The organism is Saccharopolyspora taberi (assembly GCF_039534165.1).
Taxonomy (GTDB): domain Bacteria; phylum Actinomycetota; class Actinomycetes; order Mycobacteriales; family Pseudonocardiaceae; genus Saccharopolyspora_D; species Saccharopolyspora_D taberi.
Genome location: NZ_BAAAUX010000016.1, coordinates 331,132 through 352,535 on the forward strand (window position 1 = coordinate 331,132; position 21,404 = coordinate 352,535).

The 21,404-nt window shown below is 71.5% G+C and carries 17 protein-coding genes; 14 read left to right on the top strand and 3 right to left on the bottom strand.

Annotation, left to right across the window (positions count from 1 at the left end):
• The first annotated feature begins 177 nt into the window (after positions 1-177).
• The 4 genes from ABD691_RS20460 (at position 178) to cydC (ending at position 6,225) form a co-directional block, all read left to right on the top strand.
• A complete protein-coding gene (locus tag ABD691_RS20460) occupies positions 178-1,620 on the top strand; it encodes a cytochrome ubiquinol oxidase subunit I (protein WP_344682052.1) in 1,443 nt (480 codons plus the stop codon).
• Positions 1,621-1,639: 19 nt separating this feature from the next.
• The gene (gene cydB, locus ABD691_RS20465) at positions 1,640-2,644 is read left to right on the top strand and encodes a cytochrome d ubiquinol oxidase subunit II (protein ID WP_344682054.1); all 1,005 of its coding nucleotides are present in this window, start codon (positions 1,640-1,642) and stop codon (positions 2,642-2,644) included.
• A gap of 107 nt (positions 2,645-2,751) precedes the next feature.
• A complete protein-coding gene (gene cydD, locus ABD691_RS20470; protein WP_344682056.1) occupies positions 2,752-4,452 on the top strand; it encodes a thiol reductant ABC exporter subunit CydD in 1,701 nt (566 codons plus the stop codon).
• A gap of 54 nt (positions 4,453-4,506) precedes the next feature.
• Positions 4,507-6,225, top strand: a complete 1,719-nt coding sequence (gene cydC, locus ABD691_RS20475) for a thiol reductant ABC exporter subunit CydC (RefSeq protein ID WP_344682058.1) — start codon at positions 4,507-4,509, stop codon at positions 6,223-6,225.
• Between the two features lie 83 nt (positions 6,226-6,308).
• Here the strand turns inward: cydC and ABD691_RS20480 are convergent, their stop codons facing one another.
• A complete protein-coding gene (locus tag ABD691_RS20480; protein ID WP_344682060.1) occupies positions 6,309-7,199 on the bottom strand; it encodes an IS630 family transposase in 891 nt (296 codons plus the stop codon).
• Positions 7,200-7,310: 111 nt separating this feature from the next.
• On the bottom strand, positions 7,311-8,345 hold the full coding sequence (locus tag ABD691_RS20485) for an IS4 family transposase (RefSeq protein WP_344682062.1): 1,035 nt from the start codon (positions 8,343-8,345) through the stop codon (positions 7,311-7,313).
• 635 nt (positions 8,346-8,980) lie between these two features.
• On the opposite strand from ABD691_RS20485, the gene ABD691_RS20490 reads away from it, so the two are divergent.
• The 6 genes from ABD691_RS20490 (at position 8,981) to phzG (ending at position 15,985) form a co-directional block, all read left to right on the top strand.
• Positions 8,981-9,478, top strand: coding sequence for a PhzA/PhzB family protein (locus ABD691_RS20490; RefSeq protein ID WP_344682063.1), 498 nt, complete (start codon positions 8,981-8,983; stop codon positions 9,476-9,478).
• Positions 9,479-9,582: 104 nt separating this feature from the next.
• A complete protein-coding gene (locus ABD691_RS20495) occupies positions 9,583-11,013 on the top strand; it encodes a 3-deoxy-7-phosphoheptulonate synthase (RefSeq protein ID WP_344682065.1) in 1,431 nt (476 codons plus the stop codon).
• Positions 11,014-11,039: 26 nt separating this feature from the next.
• Positions 11,040-12,656, top strand: coding sequence for a glutamine amidotransferase-related protein (locus tag ABD691_RS20500; RefSeq protein ID WP_344682066.1), 1,617 nt, complete (start codon positions 11,040-11,042; stop codon positions 12,654-12,656).
• Positions 12,657-12,691: 35 nt separating this feature from the next.
• The gene (locus tag ABD691_RS20505) at positions 12,692-13,354 is read left to right on the top strand and encodes an isochorismatase family protein (protein WP_344682067.1); all 663 of its coding nucleotides are present in this window, start codon (positions 12,692-12,694) and stop codon (positions 13,352-13,354) included.
• 11 nt (positions 13,355-13,365) lie between these two features.
• On the top strand, positions 13,366-15,261 hold the full coding sequence (locus ABD691_RS20510) for an anthranilate synthase family protein (protein ID WP_344682069.1): 1,896 nt from the start codon (positions 13,366-13,368) through the stop codon (positions 15,259-15,261).
• A 94-nt stretch (positions 15,262-15,355) separates the two neighbouring features.
• Positions 15,356-15,985, top strand: coding sequence for a phenazine biosynthesis FMN-dependent oxidase PhzG (gene phzG, locus ABD691_RS20515; protein WP_344682071.1), 630 nt, complete (start codon positions 15,356-15,358; stop codon positions 15,983-15,985).
• A gap of 67 nt (positions 15,986-16,052) precedes the next feature.
• Here the strand turns inward: phzG and ABD691_RS20520 are convergent, their stop codons facing one another.
• Positions 16,053-17,033, bottom strand: coding sequence for a LysR family transcriptional regulator (locus tag ABD691_RS20520; RefSeq protein ID WP_344682073.1), 981 nt, complete (start codon positions 17,031-17,033; stop codon positions 16,053-16,055).
• On the opposite strand from ABD691_RS20520, the gene ABD691_RS20525 reads away from it, so the two are divergent.
• From ABD691_RS20525 to ABD691_RS20540, 4 genes are all read left to right on the top strand, one after another.
• A complete protein-coding gene (locus tag ABD691_RS20525) occupies positions 17,032-18,225 on the top strand; it encodes an MFS transporter (RefSeq protein WP_344682075.1) in 1,194 nt (397 codons plus the stop codon). The genes ABD691_RS20520 and ABD691_RS20525 overlap by 2 nt on opposite strands.
• A 144-nt stretch (positions 18,226-18,369) precedes the next feature.
• Positions 18,370-19,473 carry a hypothetical protein gene (locus ABD691_RS20530; protein WP_344682350.1) on the top strand — a complete coding sequence of 368 codons (1,104 nt, stop codon included), beginning with the start codon at positions 18,370-18,372 and terminating at the stop codon, positions 19,471-19,473.
• 448 nt (positions 19,474-19,921) lie between these two features.
• Complete coding sequence (locus tag ABD691_RS20535) at positions 19,922-20,479, top strand: class I SAM-dependent methyltransferase (RefSeq protein ID WP_425565132.1); 558 nt, start codon at positions 19,922-19,924, stop codon at positions 20,477-20,479.
• Positions 20,480-20,636: 157 nt separating this feature from the next.
• Entirely contained in the window at positions 20,637-21,308 is a 672-nt protein-coding gene (locus ABD691_RS20540) for a Crp/Fnr family transcriptional regulator (protein ID WP_344682077.1), read from the top strand.
• The last annotated feature ends 96 nt before the right edge of the window (positions 21,309-21,404 follow it).

The window sequence follows — 21,404 nt, forward strand, 5'->3', positions numbered from 1 at the left end:
CCGGGCGGCTCGGAAAGCGGCCGAACGGCCGCCAACAGGAGCGATGACCCTCCCGATGCGAACACCACGTTCATCCGGTCCGTGCCGCGTGCCCGAGCGCACCGCACGGCAAACCCGTATCCCGTCCCGGCCGGACGCAGTCCGGTCCCACGGCGCACCCGGTGAGGGGAGCTGACGATGGAAACCCTGGACATCGCCCGGTGGCAGTTCGCGGCGACCACCAGCATCCACTGGTTGTTCGTCATCCTCACCATGGGACTCGTCCCGCTGGTGGCGGTCATGCACACCCGGGCCGCGCTCGCCAAGGACGCGGACAAGAAAGCGGCGCTGGAGCGGATGACCCGGTTCTGGGGTCAGCTCTACCTGATCAACTACGCGCTCGGGATCGTGACCGGTCTGGTCATGGAATTCCAGTTCGGACTCGGCTGGAGCGGGCTGAGCAAGTTCGCCGGGAACGTCTTCGGCGCCCCGCTGGCGCTGGAAACGCTGATCGCGTTCTTCGCCGAGTCCACGTTCCTGGGCATGTGGATCTTCGGCTGGGGCCGGCTGCGGTCCTCGGTGCACGTCGCGCTGATCTGGCTGGTCGCGCTGACCGCCTACCTCTCGGCGTACTGGATCCTGGTCGCCAACGCGTTCATGCAGCACCCGGTCGGCTACGAGGTGCGCGACGGCGTCGCCTACCTGACCGACTTCGCGGCGCTGATGACCAACTCGAACGCGATGCTCGCGCTGCTGCACATCGCGGGCGCCGCGCTGGTGACCGGTGGCCTGTTCATCGCCGGGATCAGCGCCTACCACTACGCCCGCCGGACCGAGGAGCGCGAGGTGTTCGGCCGGTCGCTGCGGCTGGGCGTGGTCGTGGCCGCGGTCGCGAGCTTCCCGGCCTACATGGTCGGCGCCCTGCAGTACCCGATGCTCGGCAAGACCCAGCCGATGAAGCTGGCGGCGCTGGAGCCGGGGCCGGGGGCGCCCGCGCTGGCCGAGCAGATGGCCGCGCAGCACGGACCCGGCAACTACCTGCCTCCACAGTGGATGGTCCACGCGCAGTACGTGATGCTTTACGCCGGATACGTCGTGTTCATCGTCTCGATCCTGGCGTTCCTGGTGCTCTACCGCCGGGCGCTGGTCCGGTTCCTGCCGCTGGGGCTGCTGGTCGTGGCGATCGCGGCCTACCCGGTCGGCGAGTTCGTCGGCGGGATCATCTACTACGGCACCGCGGGCCCGAACCGGCTGACCATCTACATCGCCACTGCGGTCGTCCTGGCCGTGCTGCTCTGGTTCGGCGACCGGGTGGCCCGGGCGCGCTGGCTCGGTTACGTGCTGGCCGCGCTGATCCCGCTGCCGTTCATCGCCGCGCTGGCGGGCTGGCTGTTCCGCGAGGGCGGGCGGCAGCCGTGGGTCGTCTACGGCGAGCTGACCGCCGAGGAGGCGATCGGACCGGTCAGCACCGGAGCGGCGATGCTGTCGTTCGTGTCGTTCACCGCCGTGTTCGCGGCGCTGGCCGTGACCAACTGGATCATGATCGCCCGCTACGCGCGCCGCGGGCCCGCCGGCACCCAGCTCGGGACCGAGGAGCTCACCGTCCTCACCCCGCGCGAAGAACCCCGACCGACCTTCTGAGTTCAGGGAGAAAGTGGTTATGAGCCTGGAAACGGCGTGGCTGGCCCTGCTCGGGTTCCTGCTGTGCGGCTACTTCGCGCTGGGCGGATACGACTACGGCGTGCAGATGCTGCAACCGATCGTGGGTCGTGACGGGTCCGGCCGGAAGGCGATGCTCGGGGCGCTGGGCCCGTTCTTCCTCGGCAACGAGGTGTGGCTGGTGGCCTTCGCCGGTGTGCTGTTCGGCGCGTTCCCCTTCCTGGAGGGGACGCTGCTGGGCGGCATGCAGTCCCTGGTCGTGGCGATCCTGATCGGGATCGTCGTCGGCAACGCGGCGGTGCAGCTGCGCAGCCGGTCCGGGGACGCCGGCCGGAAGGTGTGGGACGGGCTGGTCGTCTTCGGCGGGCTGGTGCCCGCCCTCGCGTGGGGCCTGTTCGTCGGCGTGCTGCTCAACGGCGTTCCGATGGGCGCGGACCACCGGTGGGCCTTCGGCCTGTCGGAGCTCGCGAACCCGTTCGTCCTGCTGTCCGGGGTGACCGGAGCGGTCCTGTTCGCCGCGCACGGAGCGACTTTCCTGGCGCTGCGCACGCACGGCGACCTGGCCGAGCGGGCGGCGGGGATCGGCCGGTCGCTGCTGCTGGCGGCGATCGCGGCCTTCGCGGTCACCTTCGTGGTGGGCACCTTCACCGTGAACCTGACCAACGCGGTCGCCGCGGTGGTGTTCAGCGTGCTGGTCGCGCTGGCCCTCGTGGTCGCCCGGTTCTCGCTGGCGCAGCAGCGCCCGGGACGGGCGTTCGGCGCGACCAGCGTGGCGGCGGCGCTGCCGGTGCTGCTGCTGGGCTTCGGTCAGTACCCGTACGTGCTGGTCTCCAGCGAGAACCCGGAGCTCTCGATGACGGTGTCCGAGGGCGCCGCCGACACCGCGACCCTGGGGCTGCTGACCGGATTCGGCGTCGTGCTGATCCCGGTGATCATCGCCTACCAGGCCTGGAGCTGGTGGACGTTCCGGGGCCGGGTCGACCAGCAGAGCCCCAGCTACTTCTGAGGGTGTCCGTGAACTCGCTTTGCTTGGCGGTGTGGGTGGCGGAACCCGTTGCTGGGGTGGGCTAAGCGGCTGCGCCGCTTCGAAGACCGGAGGCTGAGGGCGCACTGATGAAACCGACCGAACGGCGGCTGCTCCGGGAGATCCCGGCGCTGCGGTCGCATCTGCTCACCAACGCGGTGCTGGCCGTTCTGGCCGCCGCGCTGGTGATCGGGCAGGCGAGCCTGCTGACCGGCGTGCTCGCCGACGGCTTCGGCGGAGTGCTGCCCATGCCGCTGCTGCTTGCGCAGATCCTCGCTCTAGCGGGGATCGTGGCGCTGCGGGCGCTGCTGGGCTGGGGATGCACGGCCCTGGCCCAGCGCGCTGCGGCGGCGGTCAAGGCGAACCTGCGCGGCCGGGTGCTGGCGCGGACGCAGCGGCTCGGCCCGGTGCGGCTGGCGGGCGAGCGGCACGGCGAGCTGACCACGCTGGTCACCCGCGGGCTCAACGCCCTGGATCCGTACTTCACCGGTTACCTGCCCAAGATGGTCGGCTCGATGATCACGCCGCTGGCGGTCATCGGCTGGCTCGCGCTGGTCGACTGGGCCTCGGCGCTGATCATCGTGGTGACGCTGCCGCTGATCCCGGTCTTCGGCGCGCTGGTCGGCGCGCACACCAAGCACCGGACCGCCCGGCAGTGGGGCCTGCTTTCCCGGCTCGGCGGGCACTTCCTCGACGTCGTGGCGGGACTGCCGACCCTGCGCGCCTTCGGCCGCGCGCACGCCCAGGCCGATGTCGTGCACGAGATGGCCGACGCGCACCGGGGCGCGACCATGCGCACGCTGCGGGTGGCGTTCCTGTCGTCGCTGGTGCTGGAGCTGGTCGCGACGCTGTCGGTGGCGCTGGTGGCGGTGCCGGTCGGGCTGCGCCTGATGGCAGGCGAGGTGGACCTGCACACCGCGTTGCTGGTGCTTTTCCTGGCACCGGAGGCGTACCTGCCGCTGCGCGCTGCCGGGGCAGCCTTCCACGAGAGCGCGGAGGGAATCGCGGTCGCCGAGCGGACTTTCGCGGTGCTGGACTCCGAAGAGGACGAACCCCGCGGCTCGGCGCGTCCCGCCGAGGTCACCGACGTGCGGCTGGAGCGGGTGTCGGTGCGGTACCCGGCGCGGGATTCCGCGGTGCTCTCCGAAGTCGACCTGCACGTGGGTGAAGGGGAGCGGGTGGCGCTGGTCGGGCCGAGCGGAGCGGGCAAGTCCACGCTGCTCTCGCTGCTGCTCGGGTTCGTGCCCGCCGAGTCCGGACGGGTGCTCGTCGGCGGCACCGATCTGTCCGAAGTGGACATCGAGTCCTGGCGGTCCCGGCTGGCGTGGGTGCCGCAGCGCCCGCACCTGTTCGCCGCGTCCGTCGCCGACAACATCCGGCTCGGGCGCCCGGACGCCTCGATGGAGGAGGTCCGCGAGGCCGCCCGCGCGGCAGGCGCGGAGGAGTTCATCGACGGCCTGCCCCGGGGTTTCGACACGCTGCTCGGCGAACGCGGCACCGGCGTGTCGACCGGGCAGCGGCAGCGGATCGCCATCGCGCGCGCCTTCGTCCGGGACGCGCCCCTGCTGCTGCTGGACGAACCGACCGCGCACCTGGACCCGCACAGCGAGTCGGTCGTGGCCGAGGCGTCCGCCAGGCTGATGGCCGGGCGCACGGCCATCGTGATCGCGCACCGGCCCGCGCTGCTGCACCACGTGGACCGGATCGTCCGGGTCTCCGGCGGCCGGGTGCGCGAGTTCACCGGGCACGAACCGGCCGGTGGTCCGGTCCTGCTCGATTCCCGGAGCTGAACGGGCGCGGCGGGGCAAGCCGAATTCGAAGACGAGGCACGGAGGAGCGGGCCCATGTCGTCCGAGGCACCCAGGTTCCCGACACGGCGGTTGCTCGGGCTGCTGACGCCGATCTGGCGCAGGCTGCTGCCCGCCGCCTTCGCGTCCTCGGCCGCCGAGCTCGCCGCGCTGGCGCTGATGGCGACGGCGGCCTGGCTGATCGCCAGCGCCGCCCACCAGCCGCCGATGGCGGCGCTGGCGGTGGCGATCGTCGCGGTCCGCGCGCTGGCGCTGGGACGCGGCGTGCTCCGCTACGCCGACCGCCTGGTGGGCCACGAGGTGGTGCTCGCCGCGATGGCGCGGCTGCGCGCCCGCGTCTACCGCGCGCTGGTTCCGCTCGCCCCGGCCGGGACGAACGCGTTCCGCAGCGGTGAGCTGCTGACCAAGCTCGTCGACGACGTCGACGCCGCGCAGGACCTGCTGCTGCGGTGCCTGATCCCGGCGGCGGTCGCGGGTGCGGTCGCGGTGACCGCGACCGGGCTGTCGTTCGCCCTGCTGCCGGCCGCGGGCGCGGTGCTGGCGACCGGCCTGCTGATCGCCGGAGCGGTGGTGCCGGCGGTGACCTTCGCGGTCTGGGCCCGGACGCGGGGCGCGGGCGACGACCACGGCGAACTCGCGTCCCGAACCGTCGACCTCACCAGGGGAGCGGCCGACCTCGCCGCGTTCGGCGCGACCGAGGCGGCGCTCTCGCGCGCCGCGCGGGCCAGCGAGTCGCTGGCCGCGGCGCAACTCCGCGAAGCGCGCACCACCGGCATCGCCGGTGCGGTCGTGCTGGCGGTCCAGGGCCTCACCACGGTCGCCGTCACGTTCCTCGCTCTGCGCACGGGAATTCCCGGTGACCCGGGGGACGTCGTGCTCGCGGTGGTGGCGCTGACCGCGTTCGAGGCCGTCGCCCCGCTGCCCGAGAGCGCTCGGCGGTTCGCCGACGTGCGCGCGTCGGCCCGCCGCCTGATCACCGTGCTGGACAGCGAGCCCGCGGTCACCGAACCCGAGCAGCCCGCCGAGCCCGTCGAATCGCCGTTCGTGGTGGAGGTCGAGGGACTGCGGGTCCGGCACCGGCCGGACGCCCCGCTCGCGCTGGACGGCGTCGACCTGCGGCTGGCTCCCGGCCGCCGGGTCGCCGTGGTCGGCGCCAGCGGCTCCGGCAAGTCCACGCTGCTCGCGGTCCTGATGCGGTTCGTCGAGCCGGAAGGCGGCAGCGCCACGCTGGCAGGCAGGCCGTTGCACAGCTACCACGGGGACCAGGTGCGGCGGCTGATCACCGGGGTGACCCAGGACGACCACGTCTTCCACGCGAGCATCCGGGACAACATCGGCCTGGCCAGGCCCGGGTGCGACGAGCGGGAGCTGCGCGAGGTCGCCCGGCGGGCGCGCCTGCTGGACTGGATCGAGTCGCTGCCGGACGGCTGGGACACCGTCGTGGGGGAGGGCGGCGCGGCGATGTCCGGCGGGCAGCGGCAGCGGCTCCAGCTCGCCCGCGCGCTGCTGGCCGATCCGCCGGTGCTGCTGCTCGACGAACCGACCGAGGGGCTGGATTCGGAGACCGCCGACGAGGTGCTGGCCGACCTGCTGGACGCGACGCGGGGGCGGACCACCCTGCTCGTCACGCACCGCCCGGCGGGGCTCGCGGCGGTGGACGAGGTGGTCGTCCTCGACGGCGGGCGGGTCGTCCGGCGCGGGACCCACACCGAGCTCCTCGCCGACCCCGACTACATCGGCGCGGCCCTCACCTGACAAAATCCGCCGCTGACCTGACAGATACGGCGCTGTAACGAGGTTCACAGCGCGGCGCGCTGAGTTGCAAGAGGGTTTACGGATCAACGGTCCGCTGCCGAGACCTCGGCGAACAACCGCTGCACCAGGCTGAGCCAGCCCGCCGAGGTCGGGGTGAAGTGCAGGTGGAAGCGCGGGTGCTCCAGCAGCCACTTCCGGACCGTGGGGTGCATCTGCGTCCCGTGGTTGTCGCAGACCAGATGCAGATCCAGTTCGGGCTGGACCCGGGTGTCGATCGCCTTGAGGAACCGGACGAACGCCCGGTGCCGGTTGCTGCGCGGGCCGATCACCTTGCCCGCCTCGTCCAGGGCGGCGATCAGGAACGCGGTGCCGTGGCGGTCGGGGCCCCGGGTGGTCCGCTCGGGCGGCGGCACGTGCTCGGCGGACTTGCGGTCAGCGGCCAGGATCAGCGCCTTCTTCGGCGGATCGATGCAGATCCCGACCACGTCCCGGACACCGTCCACCCGCAACGGGTCGGTGATCATCTGCCAGGCGTCGGCCAGGTGCGGTTCGAGGCCGAACTCCCGCCAGATCCGCGAGATCGCCGTCTGCGACATCCCGGTGGCCTCGGCCATCGACCGGGTCGACCAGGGGCCGCCGCGGCCTTCGGGCTGCTCCCGGAGGGTCTTGGTCACCACCAGCTCGACCTGGGCGGCGGTGATGGTGCGCGGCGCGCCGGGGCGGGGTTCGTCGTCGAGGCCGCCGATCCGGTCGGCCAGGAAGCGCCTGCGCCACTTGCCGACCGTGGGCAGCGACACGCCGAGCCGGCGCGACACCTCGCTGTTGGACAGCCCTTCCGCGCACGCCAGCACGATCCGGGCCCGCAGCGCCAGTGCCTGCGCGGTCTTTCCACCGCGGGCCAGCGCTTCCAACGTCTCCAGTTCCTGGTCGGTCAACTCCAGCGGTGCCAACTTCGGGCCACGGGTGTCTGTCATTCCTCGAAACTATCAACCGACTATTGACTCGGAAGGAGAACCGGGAGAATTCGATAGCGGAACTACGTCGGTCCGGAACTGCTGATCAGTTCACTATCCGTTACCGCTTACTTAGGTGCGAACCGCGCGCAACGCGTGGTGAACGAGGAGGAAACCGTAGAGTTCCTGCTCGACTCCCGCGGGTTGCCGGGATCGCAGCACGAAGTCCGGTCCCTGCAGCGCTTCGACTTCTTCCAGCGCGTTTTCGGTTTTCCGGAGTCCGTCGTGCAGATCGGCCAGTTCGCCTGCCGGGGCCTGGTCGGGCCGGAGAATGGTGGTCACCAGCCGCCCGGCGGCGGTTTCGACGACGCGGACGCGTACCGGGTCGCCGCACTTGGTGATCAGTTCGGAGGAGTAGGAGCCGTCGTCGAATCGCTCCACCACCGGCAGCGGGGTGCGGTGCCGGGCCCGCCACAGCAGGTCGGCGCCGGTGGCCGAGGCCGGGCACCACAGGTCGAAGTCCGGGGGCCGCCTGCCCGCCAGGAGCAGCATTCCCGGTCCCAGCCGGGAGAACAGCCTGCGGCGCACCGTTTTCTCCGGGGTGCGCAGCGGAGCCGTCTCGGCGGCGAAGACCGCGTTCGTCCCGCATTCGGCGAGCACGCCGACCCGCGCCTGCGGATAGGCGTTGCGCCCGGCATTTCCGGGACGACCGAAATGCTCCAGATTGCTGTCGGTGACCGGCAGGTCGAAAGTCGTGCTGTCCAGGGAAACCAGTCGCCTGCCGCGGTAGCGCGGGCCCGTCGACAGCCGGCACGCCCGGGCGAAAAGCGCTTTGAGCGGCTCCGGGCCGAGCCGGGCGCGCGCCCGGGACAGCGCCGCGGTGGTGGGCTCGCCGGGCTGCGTCCGGCCGCGCCGCGCCCACTCCAGACCATCGGTCAGCCGCCGGGTGACCGACTCGTATCCTTCCTGGTTGAACAAGCACATCGCGAGCACGAAGTACACGACCACCTGCGCGGGCAGCAGCCGGGACCGCAGCTGCGTGCGCCCGGTGCAGTCCACCGCCGCGTCGACCAGTTCCGGGGGAAAAGTCCGGATCAGCACCCCGATCGCGATCCGGTCCGGCAGGCTTTCGTCCGACAGCGGATGGCGTTGACCAGGTCTGGGCACCGCAGAAGCCTACAAGGGCAAAGTCAGCGGTAACAGCCTCGCGACGACCCATATGTGAACGATATTCATGTGATGTTCGGACAACTCGTCATCCGATGGACGCGCGGCCGTTCGGTGCATCCACTCCTGCGGCATTCGTTCTCCGGTTCTGGTACGAATCGTCCAGCGGTGCCGAGAAAATGCCGGTTCGTGCCGCCGGTGGCGAACTCCGGTCACCGCGGAGTGGAGGCCATGGAAGGGCGTCCGGAGCAGTCCGGGCAAGTAATATAACCGCCTCGATCTGAGCTCATTACTTCGCGCGAACGCGTCTTGTGACGACCCATAGCTGTTGTTGACACTCCGATACGGCGCGTGCATAGAATGGCTCCCGTCCAACGGCGGCCACATCTTAGGGGTTGTTGTCGGACCTCACTGGGGAGAATTGCGGTACGAGTGCCGATGCCTGTTCGCGGACGCGATGGGGGTAGGAATCGCCGCGCACGGGTATCGGCGCGGATGACGGTCGAAGAATGACGCGGTGCACGGGAAGAATTCGACGGCGGGAACCGGCGCGGCCACGGTTTCGGCGAATTCCGCCTCGAACCCGGACGCACCACTCGCGAACAACTCACGTCCGGATGATTGCGAGATCCGAAGTGTCGATTGACATCGAGCGAACCTGGTCCGACGAACAGGACGTGGTCCTGCGCGGCCGAAACCGGGAAACCGTCGAGAAGTTCATGCGGACCAGCAGGGAGGCGCGGCTCGGGCGCTACACCCTCTACACCGAGGACGGCAGCGCGGGGCTGTGGCTCACCGACGTCGGCAGGCCGATCGTGGTCCAGGGCAGGGAGAACCTGAAGACCCACGGCGAACTGTCGCTGAAGGTGCTGCCGGACTGGCAGTGGCTCGACGTGCGGGTGTTCGCGACCCAGGACCCGAACCAGTTCTGGGTGGAGTGCGACGGCGAGGGCGAGATCCGGTTCCCGGGCTATCCGGTCGGCCACTACCGCAACCATTTCGTGCATTCCTTCCAGCTCGACGACGGCCGGATCGTGCAGAGCCGCGAGTTCACGAATCCGATCGAGCACATGCGCGCGCTCGGCATCGCCACGCCGAAGATCGAGCGGGACTGGATCCCCAGCCACGACTGAACCACGGCGGTGCACCGCGGGGACGTCGCGATTCCCCCGGGGAGCGGCGGCGGTGCCCGCACCGATCCTGCAGTCCAAGACATCCAGAACCAGAGGGATTCCGCATGAAAACCGTTCAGCACACTTCTCCCGGGGGATCGTCCGGGGCTGCTGGGGACCGGACCGCGCAGGTGCTCGACCCGGCCGGGAACTGGCATCCGTCGATGTGGCGCACCCTCCCGGTCAAGCACCCCACCAGGTGGGCGTCGAGACCGGTCCTGAGCACGGTTCGCGACCACCTCCGCTCCGCTCCGGCGCTGACCACCGCCGCGGACGTCCGCGCGTCGTTCGACGCGCTGGCCGCGGTCAGCGCGGGCGACGCCTTCGTGGTGCAGGCCGGTGACTGCGCCGAGCCGTTCGGTTCCGAGCTGGTGCGCGGTGTCGCCGGGCGGGACCGGGTGATCGGGTCGATGGCGACCCGGCTCAGCGCGGTGCTGGACAAGCCGGTGGTCACGATCGGCAGGCTCGCGGGCCAGTTCGCCAAGCCCCGCTCCAAGCCGACCGAGGTGGTCGACGGCCGGGAGCTGCCGAGCTTCCGCGGGCTGATCATCAACGGCCCGGACTTCGAGGAGCGCTCCCGCACGCCCGACGCGCGGCGGATGATCGCGGGCTACTACAACGCCAAGGCGGTCTTCCACGAGCTGCACCGGATCGCCCACCACAACGCGTCGAACCTGCTCGACCTCCCGCTGCTGGTCGACCCGACCGGCACGCACGAGGTGGACGCCCTGCGGCACCTGGGCGAGCACTCCTCGTCCCGCCCGGCCGACGGTTCGCTGTCCTCGGCGCTGGCCGGATACGGCACGACCCGCCGCGCCGCGGCCGGATGGCAGCACCGCGGCCTCTGGACCAGCCACGAGGCGCTGGTCCTGGACTACGAGGAACCGCTCGTCCGGCGCGACCAGGTCACCGGGCAGTGGTACCTCGCCTCCACCCACGTCCCGTGGATCGGGGAGCGCACCCGCGACGTCGACAGCGCCCACGTCCGCTTCCTCGCCGGCCTGTCCAACCCGCTCGCCTGCAAGATCGGCCCCAGCGCGGACGTCGACGAGGTGCTGCGCCTGTGCGCGGTGCTCGACCCGCACCGGGAACCGGGCAGGCTCACGCTGATCCTGCGGATGGGACGGGCAAAGGCCGACGAGCGGATCGGCGCGATCGTCTCGGCGGTCCGCGACGCGGGCCACCCGGTGGTGTGGATGTGCGATCCCATGCACGGCAACACGATCGCCACGAAGTCCGGGTTCAAGACCCGCAGGCTCGACGACATCGCCGCCGAGATCAGCAGCTTCTTCCACCACGTGCGGGCCGCGGGGCAGTGGCCGGGAGGCATCCACCTGGAGATGAGCCCCGACGACGTCGGCGAGTGCCTCGACGCCGGCGCCGGGCCCGACGCCGACGTTTCCGGCTCCTCGTACGAGACCCTGTGCGACCCGCGCCTGAACGGCTCGCAGGCGCTGGTGATCAACGAGATCGTCGGGGACCTGCTCGCAGGCTAAGCGATCACCGACGACTAGGACGCCCAATGCGCACTCTGCTGATCGACAGTTACGACTCCTACGTCTACAACCTCGCCCACCTGATCGCCGACGTCAGCGGGGCGGAGCCGGTCGTGGTCCAGCTCAAGGACCTCGACTCGCCGGACGCGATCGCCGGTTTCGACAACGTGGTCGTCTCGGGTGGTTCCGGCCGGTCGGACCGCAGCGCCGACTTCGCCGCGCTGGTGCGTGCGGCGGGTTCGGCCGTGCCGGTCCTGGGCCTGGGACTGCGGGAGATCCCCGGCTCGCGGGGCAGGCACAGCCGTTTCGAGGGCTCGGTGAGCGGGCACGGCAGGCTGAGCCGGGTTTCCCACTACGGCGCCGAGATGTTCTCCGGAGTGCCGGACGAGTTCACCGCCGTCTGCGGTCCGTCGTTCCAGCTCCCCGACCCGCTCCCGGAGGAGCTGCGGGTCGCGGCGCGCGACGGTGACGGCGGGGTCGTGGCGGTGGTCCACCGGGATCTTCCGCAGTGGTGGGCGCAGTTGCACCCGGAGTCGATCCTGACCGAGCACGGCGCGCGGCTCATCGAGAACTTCAACGCGCTGACCCGGCGGGTGGCGGGCGGCGTCCGCTCGGTGCCCGCGCCGCGCGCGCCGCTCACCGCGCCGATCGGCTCGGCGCAGGAAGCGCCGGGCAGGCTCGTCCACCAGTGCCACGTGCGGATCGTGGACCGCCGGGTCGACCGCGCCGCGGTGTTCGAGGAGCTGTTCGCCGACGCCGGCCACCGCTGCTGGCTGGACTTCGACAACTCCGGCGCGGGCGAGCCGCGGTTCTCGGTGCTGGCCGGGGGCGGGCCGCTCTCCGAGCTGATCAGCGGGCGGCCGGGCGAGCCGCCGGTGGTCGCCTTCGCCGACGGCCGTGCGGACGAGCGGGTCGAGGGCTCGGTCTTCGACCACATCGGACGGGAGCTGTCCCGGCGCGCCGTGCTCGCGCCGGAGCTGCCGTTCGAGTTCGCGGGCGGCTACCTCGGCTGGCACGCGGCCGACACCGGGGAGACCGACTGGCTGTTCGCCGACCGCATGGTGGTGGTCGACCACCTGTCGAGCACCACCTACGTGATGTGCCTCAGCGCCGACTCCCCGGTCGAACCCGAGGCCGCGCGGCAGTGGTGCGACGCGGCCGTCGCCGCGATCCGCCGCCTGCCGGGCGAACCGGTCGACGGCCGCTCCGGCTCGCACCTGGCGAACCTGCGGCTCGACGGCGCGGAGATCGCCTGCTCCGCCCTGGAACGCGTCGTGCGGGTGGACGCCGACGGGTGGGTGGAGGCCCGGACCGCGGTCGCACCGGCCGACGGCGAGGGCCTGCTGACCGTGGACCTGCTCCGCAACGAGCTCGGGCGGGTGTGCTCGGTCGGAACCGTGTCGGTGCCCGACCTGATGGACGCCGACGACCGCGCGGAGGTCGTGCCGACCGTCCGGGGACGGCTGCGCGCGGGAGCCGGCGCGATCGACGCGGTGCGCGCGGTGCTGTCCACGGCGGGCGACCAGCGCGGCTTCGTCGGCTGGTTCTCCAGCACCGGCGCGGCCCACCTGAAGTCCGCCGACCTGGTCGTCGAACGGTCCGGTCACGACGGCACGACCGTGCTGGACACAGCAGCCAAATAGCGGGCAGCCCAACAGAGAAAGGAAGGGGGATCACGGTGGGGATTCCGACCATCAAGCCCTATCCGATGCCAACGGCGGACGAGTTACCCGCCAACACCGCGCGGTGGACCGTCGATCCGCGGCGCGCGGTGCTGCTCATCCACGACATGCAGCGCTACTTCGTGCGGCCGTTCCCGGCAGGCGAGTCACCAGGCACGCCGCTCGTGGCCAACATCGCCGCGCTGCGCGACCGGTGCGCCGAGCTGGACGTGCCGGTGGCCTACACCGCCCAGCCGGGCGGCATGACCGAGGAGGAACGCGGTCTGCTCAAGGACTTCTGGGGTCCGGGCATGCGGGTCGAGCCCAGCGACCGGGAGGTGGTCGACGAGATCACCCCGGCGCAGCACGACTGGACCTTCACCAAGTGGCGCTACAGCGCGTTCTTCCGCTCCGACCTGCTGGAGCGGATGCGCGCGCAGGGCCGGGACCAGCTGATCGTCTGCGGTGTCTACGCCCACGTCGGGGTGCTGATGACCGCTGTCGAGGCGTTCACCAACGACATCCAGACGTTCCTGGTCGCCGACGCGGTCGCCGACTTCACCCCGGAGTTCCACCGGCTCGCGGTCGACTACGCCGCGCAGCGCTGCGCGGTCGTCGAGACCACCGGGTGGGTCCTCGGGCACCTCGACGCCGCGCTCGAAGTGGCGGCGACGTCATGAGCCCGGAACCCGTGAGCACAGAACCGGTGAGCCCGGAACCGGTGAGCGCAGACCTGCTGGACCGCGTGCTCGGTCCCGAACCCCCGCCCTTCGCGCTGATCCACCGCCCGGAGGCGAACGGACCCGACACGCTCGACGTGCTGGTCGGGGACGTGTCCACACCGGACGGACTGGCGGCGATCGACCTGCCCGGCCAGGGCGGCGGGCCCGGTCACGACGTGCTGGCGCTGATCCCGTACGGGCAGATCGCCGAACGCGGCTTCGCCGCACCGGCCGACGACTCCCCGCTGCTGGCCATGGCCGTCACCGAGCAGGCGACCACTCCGGTCGCCGCCGTCCTGGACCGGCTTTCCGGCCTGCGGGTGCGGATCCGGGGCGAGCACTTCGACCCCGACGACGAGACCTACGCGGCCACCGTCCGCAGGGTGGTCGACGAGGAGATCGGGGAGGGCAACGGCGCGAACTTCGTCATCAAGCGCTCCTTCGTCGCCGACATCGTCGACTACGACGTGCACAGCGCGCTGGCGTTCTTCCGCGCCCTGCTGGAGCGGGAGTCCGGCGCGTACTGGACGTTCATCGTGCACACCGGCGACCGCACCTTCGTCGGCGCGAGCCCGGAGAGGCACGTGAGCCTGCACGGCGGCACGGCCGTGATGAACCCGATCAGCGGCACCTACCGCTACCCGCCGTCCGGCCCGGCGCTCGACGGCGTGCTGGGTTTCCTGGCCGACGTCAAGGAAACCGACGAGCTGTACATGGTCGTCGACGAAGAGCTCAAGATGATGTCGCGGATCTGCGACGGCCGGGTGCGGGTGGTCGGCCCGTACCTGAAGGAGATGGCCAGGCTCGCGCACACCGAGTACTTCATCGAGGGGCACAGCACCCGCGACCCGCGAACCATCCTGCGGGAGACGATGTTCGCCCCGACCGTGACCGGCAGCCCGCTGGAGAGCGCCTGCCGGGTGATCAGCCAGTACGAGCCGGAGGGGCGCGGCTACTACAGCGGGGTGCTCGCGCTGATCGGCCGCGACGAGCACGGCGCCAGGACGCTGGACTCGTCGATCCTCATCCGCACCGCCGAGATCGACGGCGGGGGACGGGTGCGGGTCGGCGTGGGCGCGACGCTCGTGCGCCACTCCGACCCGGAGTCCGAGGTCGCCGAGACCCGGGCGAAGGCGGCCGGCCTGCTGGCGGCGCTGACCCCGTCCGGGGCGGTGCGGTTCGCCGAGCACCCGACCGTCCGCGCGGCGCTGCGGGAGCGCAACTCCCACATCGCCGGCTTCTGGCTTGCCGACGCCTCGTTGCACACGGGCGCGGCGGTCGCCAGGGGCGTGCGCCAGGTGCTGGTGGTCGACGCCGAGGACACCTTCACCGCGATGCTCGAACACCAGCTGCGGTCGCTGGGCGTGGAGGTCGCGATCCGCAGGTTCGACGAGCCGTACTCGTTCGGCGAGCACGACTTCGTGGTGATGGGACCGGGACCGGGCGATCCGCGGCGTACCGAGCACCCGAAGATCGCGCACCTGCACTCGGCGGTGGCGACCCTGCTCGAACAGCGCAGGCCGTTCCTGGCGGTCTGCCTGAGCCACCAGGTGCTGAGCCTGCGGCTGGGCCTGGAGGTGCGCCGCCGCGACGTCCCGAACCAGGGGCTCCAGCGCGAGATCGACTTCTTCGGGATCAACGAGCGGGTCGGCTTCTACAACACCTTCGCCGCGCACAGCACGCAGGACAAGATCACGTGCGACGGTGTCGGGGTGGTGGAGGCCAGCCGGGACACCACCACCGGGGAGGTGCACGCGCTGCGCGGCCCGTTCTTCGCGTCGATGCAGTTCCACGCGGAGTCGGTGCTGACCCAGGACGGCGTGCGGATCATCGCCGAGCAGATGAACGCGGCTCTGGGGGCGTGACGGACGCGACCGGATCCGGTGGGATGGCTGCCGGAAACCGACAGCTCGAAACCGGCAGCTCGAAACCGAGACTGCGAACCGACAGGAGAATTCAGTGAGCAACAGCAACGGCACGATCGCGCCCGAGCTCTCGATGCCGGAGTTCTACGACCCGCCCGCCGAACCGATCGGGCTGTACAACCGGTGGTACGAGCGCGCCGTTGAGCACGGCGTGCAGGAGGCGAACGCGCTGGCGTTCGCCACCGTCGACGAGCGGGGCCGGGCCTGGAGCCGGATGATCCGCGTGATCGAGGTCAGTGAGGAGGGCCTGCTGTTCGCCACCCACGCGCACAGCCAGAAGGGCCGCGACCTGGCGACCACGCCGTGGGCGTCGGGGGTGCTCTACTGGCCGGAGCTCAAGCAGCAGGTCATCCTCGGCGGCCCGGTTTCGCGGCTGTCCGACGAGAAGTCCGACGAGCTGTGGTACCGCCGCCCGCCGGCGACCAACGCGATCTCGGTGGTGGCGAGGCAGAGCGACCCGCTCGACGACGAGGACGCGCTGCGCGCCGAGGCGCGGAGGCTGGCCGACCGCGGCGAGCAGCTGCCGCGCCCGAACGGCTTCGGTGCGTACCGGATGGCGTTGCACGCCATCGAGTTCTGGCACGACGGCACCGAGCGCCTGCACCTGCGCTTGCGCTACGACTGGGAGAACGGTGCTTGGAGGAGCAACCGCCTTCATCCGTGAGTGGTCCTTTGTGGACCCTCCTGGGGGTCGGCCCTTGAGGGGCCGAAGCGGTATTGGCTTCGGCCCCTCAAGGCGCGGTCTCGGCGAGTGCCTGGGCGAAAGCGCGCACCCGAGCGGTTTCGTGCCCGCGGTGCCAGACCGGTCCCAGCACCGAGTCGGGCAGCCCGGTGACCGGGACGTACCGGATGGTGCTGCGGTGGTGGTAGGCCGACGTCGGCTGGCACAGCAGCATCGCGCCGCGACCGGCCGCGACGAGCGTCAGCCCTTCCTGGAGCGTGCAGACCCGCGGTCCCCGCGCAACGTCCAGCCCGCCGGGCGTGGTCTCGGGCGCGGTGGCGCGCCGCCAGTACTCGGGAGCCGGGCCGGCGAGCCCGATCAGCGTGCACTCGGCGAGGTCCTCGGCGCTCAGCGCGCCGCGCCCGGCCAGCGGGTGGCCGGCGGGGACCGCGAGGGTCTGCTGGGAGCGGGAGAAGACCGGACCGGCCACCAGGTCGGGTTCGGCCACCGGGTGCACCAGCATCGCGAGGTCGACCTCGTGGCCGCGCAGCGCGCTGAACGGGTCGGCCAGCGGGATCTCGATGACTTCGGTGGTGCAGCCGGGATGCCGCTGCTGGAAAAGCGCGATGGCACTGGTGATCTCGTCGTGGACGCTGCCCTGGAACCCGATGCGCAGCGTGCCCTCGACCCCGCGCGCGGCCGAGCGGGCGTCCTCGACGGTCCCGGCGAGGACGTCGTAGGCCGGGCGCAGGCCGGTGACGAAGCGCTGCCCGAGCGGGGTGAGCCGGACCCGGCGGCTCGTGCGTTCCACGAGGGTCGCGCCGATCCGCCGCTCCAGGGCCCGCAGGAGCTGGCTGACCCTGCCCTGCGACACGTGGAGCCGTTCGGCGGCGCGGCCGAAGTGCAGTTCCTCGGCGAGCGCGAGGAAGCACTCCAGCTCGCGGATCTCCAGTCGGTCCACTCCCGGCCTTCCATCGATGAGTCCCGCTAATACAAGCATCCAGAACTCGTCGTTGTTCCCAAGCGCCCGCGGCAGTTGGCTGGGACGCATGGTGCAAGTGGAAGAAACCGCTGGTACGCGGGGAATGGCCGCGGTCGTGGCCGTGGCGCTCGGCACGTTCGCGGTGGTCACCTCCGAGATGATCCCGGTCGGGCTGCTCACCCCGATCGGCCGAGCCCTGGCGGTCACCGAGGGCGTCGCCGGGCTGACGCTGACGATCACCGGCCTGGTCGCCGCGCTGTCCGCGCCGCTGCTGACGCCGGCGCTGGGCCGGTTCGACCGCCGCGCGGTGCTCGTGGCGCTCATGCTGCTGCTGGCCGCGGCGAACCTGCTTTCGGCGTGGTCGCCGAACTTCGGCGTCATGGTCGTGGCCCGGGCGCTGGTGGGCGTGGGCATGGGCGGCGTGTGGGCCATCGCCGCCGGGCTGGGCGGCAGGCTGGTGCCGCCCCGGCTGGCGGGCACCGCGACCTCGCTGATCTTCAGCGGAATCGCGGTCGCGTCGGTGCTGGGCGTGCCCGCCGGCACTTACGTCGGGGAGCTCGCGGGTTGGCGAGCGGCGTTCGTGGCGATCGCGGCGCTGGCCTTCGCCGTCGCGCTGGCCATGGCCGTGCTGCTGCCGAAGTTGCCCGCGGAGCAGGAGATCCGCGTCGGCGGGGTGTTCCGGCTGCTCGGAAAGCCCGAACTGCGGACCGGACTCCTCGTGGTGGCGCTGGTGGTCACCGCGCACTTCGCGGCCTACACCTACGTCCGCCCGGCCTTGGAGCAGCTGTCCGGTGTCGGCGCGGGAATGATCGGCACGCTGCTGCTGGTGTACGGAATCGCCGGTGTCTTCGGCAACTTCCTCGCGGGCGCGGGAGCCGCGCGGTCGCCGCACCGGACCCTGGTGGTGATCGGCGTGGTGTTGGCCGCGACGTTGCTGCTGATCCCGCTGCTTGGTGGGTCGGTGCTGACCGCGGGCGTGCTGCTTGTGGTGTGGGGCCTGGCCTACGGCGGTGTCTCGGTGAGCACGCAGACCTGGGTGCTGCTGTCGGCGCCGGAGGCCAAGGAAGCGGCGTCCTCGCTGTTCGTCGCGGTGTTCAACGGCGTCATCGCGCTGGGCGCGCTGGTCGGCGGTCAGGTCGTGGACGCCGCCGGGGTGTCCGCTGTGCTGTGGCTGGGAGCCGCGCTGGCGGCGGTCGCGGCGCTGACCTCCCTGGCCGGCCGGGCGCCCCGGGTCAGTTCGGCTCGCCCAGCGGATCGGTGACGAACGGCCCGCCGAGGTCGACGCGATGCTCGACGTCCTCGGCGGCGGAACCTCCGGTGTCCCGCAGGAAGCGAGCCGACGATGACCCCGGACGGCCCGACCCTGGTCAGCGCGGCTGCGGTCATCGCGGCTGCGGGAGGCCGGATGAAGGTCACCGGCTACTGCTACCCCTGGGACGTCGAGCCCGGCTTCGCCGACCGGGTGCTGGACCTCGGCGTGGACGAGGTCGCCGTCGCGGTTTCCTACCACAGCGCCCGGGCGGCCACGCCCTGGTCGCGGGAGCGGACGTCGGTGGTGGCGCGGCACGCGGCCCTCTACCGGCCGGTGCGGAGCGGCGCGTGGGGCAGGCTCCGGCCCGCGTCGGCGGACTGGGTCTCGGAGGACAGCGCAGGCGACGCCGTGGCCGCGCTGCGCGAGGCCGGGATTCCGGTCGCCGCCTGGCTCGTGCTGACCCACAATTCCTTGCTGGGAACGGAGTTTCCCGACCTCGCGGTGCGCAACTGCTTCGGCGAGAGCTACCCGTGGGCGCTGTGCCCGGCGTGGGAGGACGTGCGCTCCTACGCGGCGACGCTGACCGCCGAGGCGTTGGCCGATCTCGACGTCGGCTCGGTGGTGCTGGAAGCGTGCGGCCAGCTGGGCGCGATCCACCAGCACCAGCACGAGAAGACCGACGCGGTGTGGTCACCCGCCGTGGCCCGGCTGCTGTCGGTGTGCTGTTGCACGGCGTGCGCGAGCCGGTGGGGCGATGACGCGCAGGCGATCCGCGGTCTCCTTCGCGCCGAGGTGTGGCGGCTTCTCGCCTCGGGAGACCTGGACGCGGTGGACGACGGATTGCCCGCTGAAGTCCGGGATCTGCTGCTGGCGACCAGGCACCGGTCGGCCGACGAGCTCCGGCGCGCGGTCCTCGGCCGGGCAGGGGAGCGGCGGGTGGTCCTGCACGGAGCTGCCGATCCTTGGGCGACGGGTGCGCTGCCCGGGCTCACTGCGTCGGCAGCCGAGGACGTAGACGCCGTCGTGCTGCCGTGCTGGACTCCCGGTCCCGGCACGCTCGCCGCTGTCCGATCGATGTCCACAGTGGAGGTCGGAGCATATGTGACCGCTGTGGCGGTGAATCCGCTGCCGGACGGCTACGTCAGCGATCTCCGGGCCGCCGGCGCGGACGAACTGCACCTCTACCACCTCGGCCTTGCGGGCCCCGCGCGCTGGGGGCACCTGCGCGGCGCTGTGCGGGAGGCGCGTGCGGGGTGACTCCGAGACCGGGGGCTCGCTCGGGAACACGGCGGCGGGAGCGGGCCCCCACCCTCGTGGAGCGGGTGCCGTCCGGCGGCACCCGCTCCACCGGCGGTTCAGAGCGTCCCGTCGCTCACCTTGAAATCGCGGAACTGAACTGCCCCACAAGCTGCCCGGCCTCTACGGCGGACCGCCCGGGCACTCCAGCGGCGGCGAGCCCAAGGCCACCGTCTACGTCTACGACCCGTCGCAGGGCGGCGGCTACGGCGAGGAAGGAACGGGCGGCGGTTCGGCCGTGACTGGTAATTGCCCGTACGCCAGGCAGCAGACACCGGGGAGACGGTTCCCGGTCAAGGCGAACCCGGGCGCCCGCTGTCGGACCCCGGCTCTAGTCTCGTCGCCCGTGACCGATCATCTCCGTGCGACCGCGGACGCCTACGACGCCGTTGCCTCCCTCTACACCGAAATGGCCCGAAACGAGCTCGACGACCTCCCGCTGGACCGCGCGGTGCTCGCCGCGTTCGCCGAGCTGGCGCGTGGCGCCGGACCCGTCGCCGAGCTGGGGTGCGGTTCCGGCAGGGTGGCCGCGCACCTGCGGGACCTGGGCCTGGACATGTCCGGCGTCGACCTCTCGCCCGCGCTGATCGAGCTGGCCCGCCAGGAGTACCCGGACCTGCGGTTCGAGATCGGTTCCATGGACGCGCTGGACCTGGCCGACGGTGCGCTGGGCGGCATCGTGGCGTGGTACTCGGTCATCCACGCCCCGCCTCAGGAGATCCCCTCGTACTTCGCCGAGTTCGCCCGGGTCCTCGCACCCGGCGGCCACCTGCTGCTCGGCTTCTTCGAGGGCGAGCCGCTCACTGCGTTCGACCACAAGGTGGTGACGGCCTACCGCTGGCCGATCGACGAGCTGGCGAAGCTCGCGGGCGAGGCCGGCTTCGCCGAAGTCGGGCGGATGCTGCGCGAAGCGCGCGAGGGGGAGCGGCCGTTCCGCCGCGGCCACCTGCTGATGACCCGCGGCTGACGGATCGCGATTTCGCCGCCGCCCATCGCGATTTCCCTGAATTCCGCTCAAAAGAATACCGAGGCGCGCACTTCCGCCGAAGGTACCGCCGAACGACCGCGGCCGCGTGCCACAATTTCGCGAGAACTGCTGCTGATTCGGCCGGGTGGGTGGACTGATGGCAGATCTGTCGGGCTTCGGCGCTTCCATGGGACCCGGTCGCTGGGCGGAGCTGGTGGAGCTCGGAGTACCGCGCACCTACGAACCGGACGAGACCCTGATGCGCGAGGGGGACGAGGGCCACGCGGTCCACGTCCTGGTGAGCGGCAGGGTGAAGGTCCGGATAGCGCGCTCCGAGCGCGGCGAAGTGCCCAGCGCGGTCCGCTTTCCCGGCGAGGTGCTCGGCGACATCGCCGTCTACAGCGGCGGGCGGCGGACCGCGACGGTCGTCGCGATCGACCGGTGCGTGGTGCGGGTGGTGGCGGCGGCGGATTTCCGCCGCTTCATCGAGGACAACGCGCTGGGCTGGCTGGTGGCGCGGCACTTCATGAACCGGGCGCAGGAAGCCGAGCGGCACTGGACCGAACTCGCCGTGGTTCCGCTGCCGCAGCGGATGTGCCGGACGATCCTGCGGTTCGCAGCCGACGACCGGGAAGGCCGCCGCGTGCTGGACCTGAACATGTCCCAGGAGGAGTTCGGCCGGATGTGCGGCGCGTCGCGCAACGCGGTCGGCGAGGTCCTGCGGCAGCTGCGCGAGCGGGCCATCGTCGAAACCCAATGGCGGTCGATGGTCGTCCTGGACGTTCCCGCGCTGGAACGGTATGCCAATGGGGATATTCCAGGCGATTGATGACGAAAAAATTCCATCTTATGCCCATTTCTGGGCAGTGGTCCTCGGAAGATCGGGTCACAGTGGCGTCCGGATGGCCCACCTTTCCCGAGGAAA

Bases quoted from the DNA above. Each gene is read 5' to 3' on its own strand.
- ABD691_RS20520 (WP_344682073.1), bottom strand. From the start codon at position 17,033: ATGCGTCCCAGCCAACTGCCGCGGGCGCTTGGGAACAACGACGAGTTC.
- cydB (WP_344682054.1), top strand. From the start codon at position 1,640: ATGAGCCTGGAAACGGCGTGGCTGGCCCTGCTCGGGTTCCTGCTGTGC.
- ABD691_RS20500 (WP_344682066.1), top strand. From the start codon at position 11,040: ATGCGCACTCTGCTGATCGACAGTTACGACTCCTACGTCTACAACCTC.
- ABD691_RS20480 (WP_344682060.1), bottom strand. From the start codon at position 7,199: ATGACAGACACCCGTGGCCCGAAGTTGGCACCGCTGGAGTTGACCGAC.
- cydC (WP_344682058.1), top strand. From the start codon at position 4,507: ATGTCGTCCGAGGCACCCAGGTTCCCGACACGGCGGTTGCTCGGGCTG.
- ABD691_RS20540 (WP_344682077.1), top strand. From the start codon at position 20,637: ATGGCAGATCTGTCGGGCTTCGGCGCTTCCATGGGACCCGGTCGCTGG.
- ABD691_RS20535 (WP_425565132.1), top strand. From the start codon at position 19,922: ATGGCCCGAAACGAGCTCGACGACCTCCCGCTGGACCGCGCGGTGCTC.
- ABD691_RS20530 (WP_344682350.1), top strand. From the start codon at position 18,370: ATGAAGGTCACCGGCTACTGCTACCCCTGGGACGTCGAGCCCGGCTTC.
- ABD691_RS20460 (WP_344682052.1), top strand. From the start codon at position 178: ATGGAAACCCTGGACATCGCCCGGTGGCAGTTCGCGGCGACCACCAGC.
- ABD691_RS20525 (WP_344682075.1), top strand. From the start codon at position 17,032: ATGGTGCAAGTGGAAGAAACCGCTGGTACGCGGGGAATGGCCGCGGTC.
- ABD691_RS20495 (WP_344682065.1), top strand. From the start codon at position 9,583: ATGAAAACCGTTCAGCACACTTCTCCCGGGGGATCGTCCGGGGCTGCT.
- cydD (WP_344682056.1), top strand. From the start codon at position 2,752: ATGAAACCGACCGAACGGCGGCTGCTCCGGGAGATCCCGGCGCTGCGG.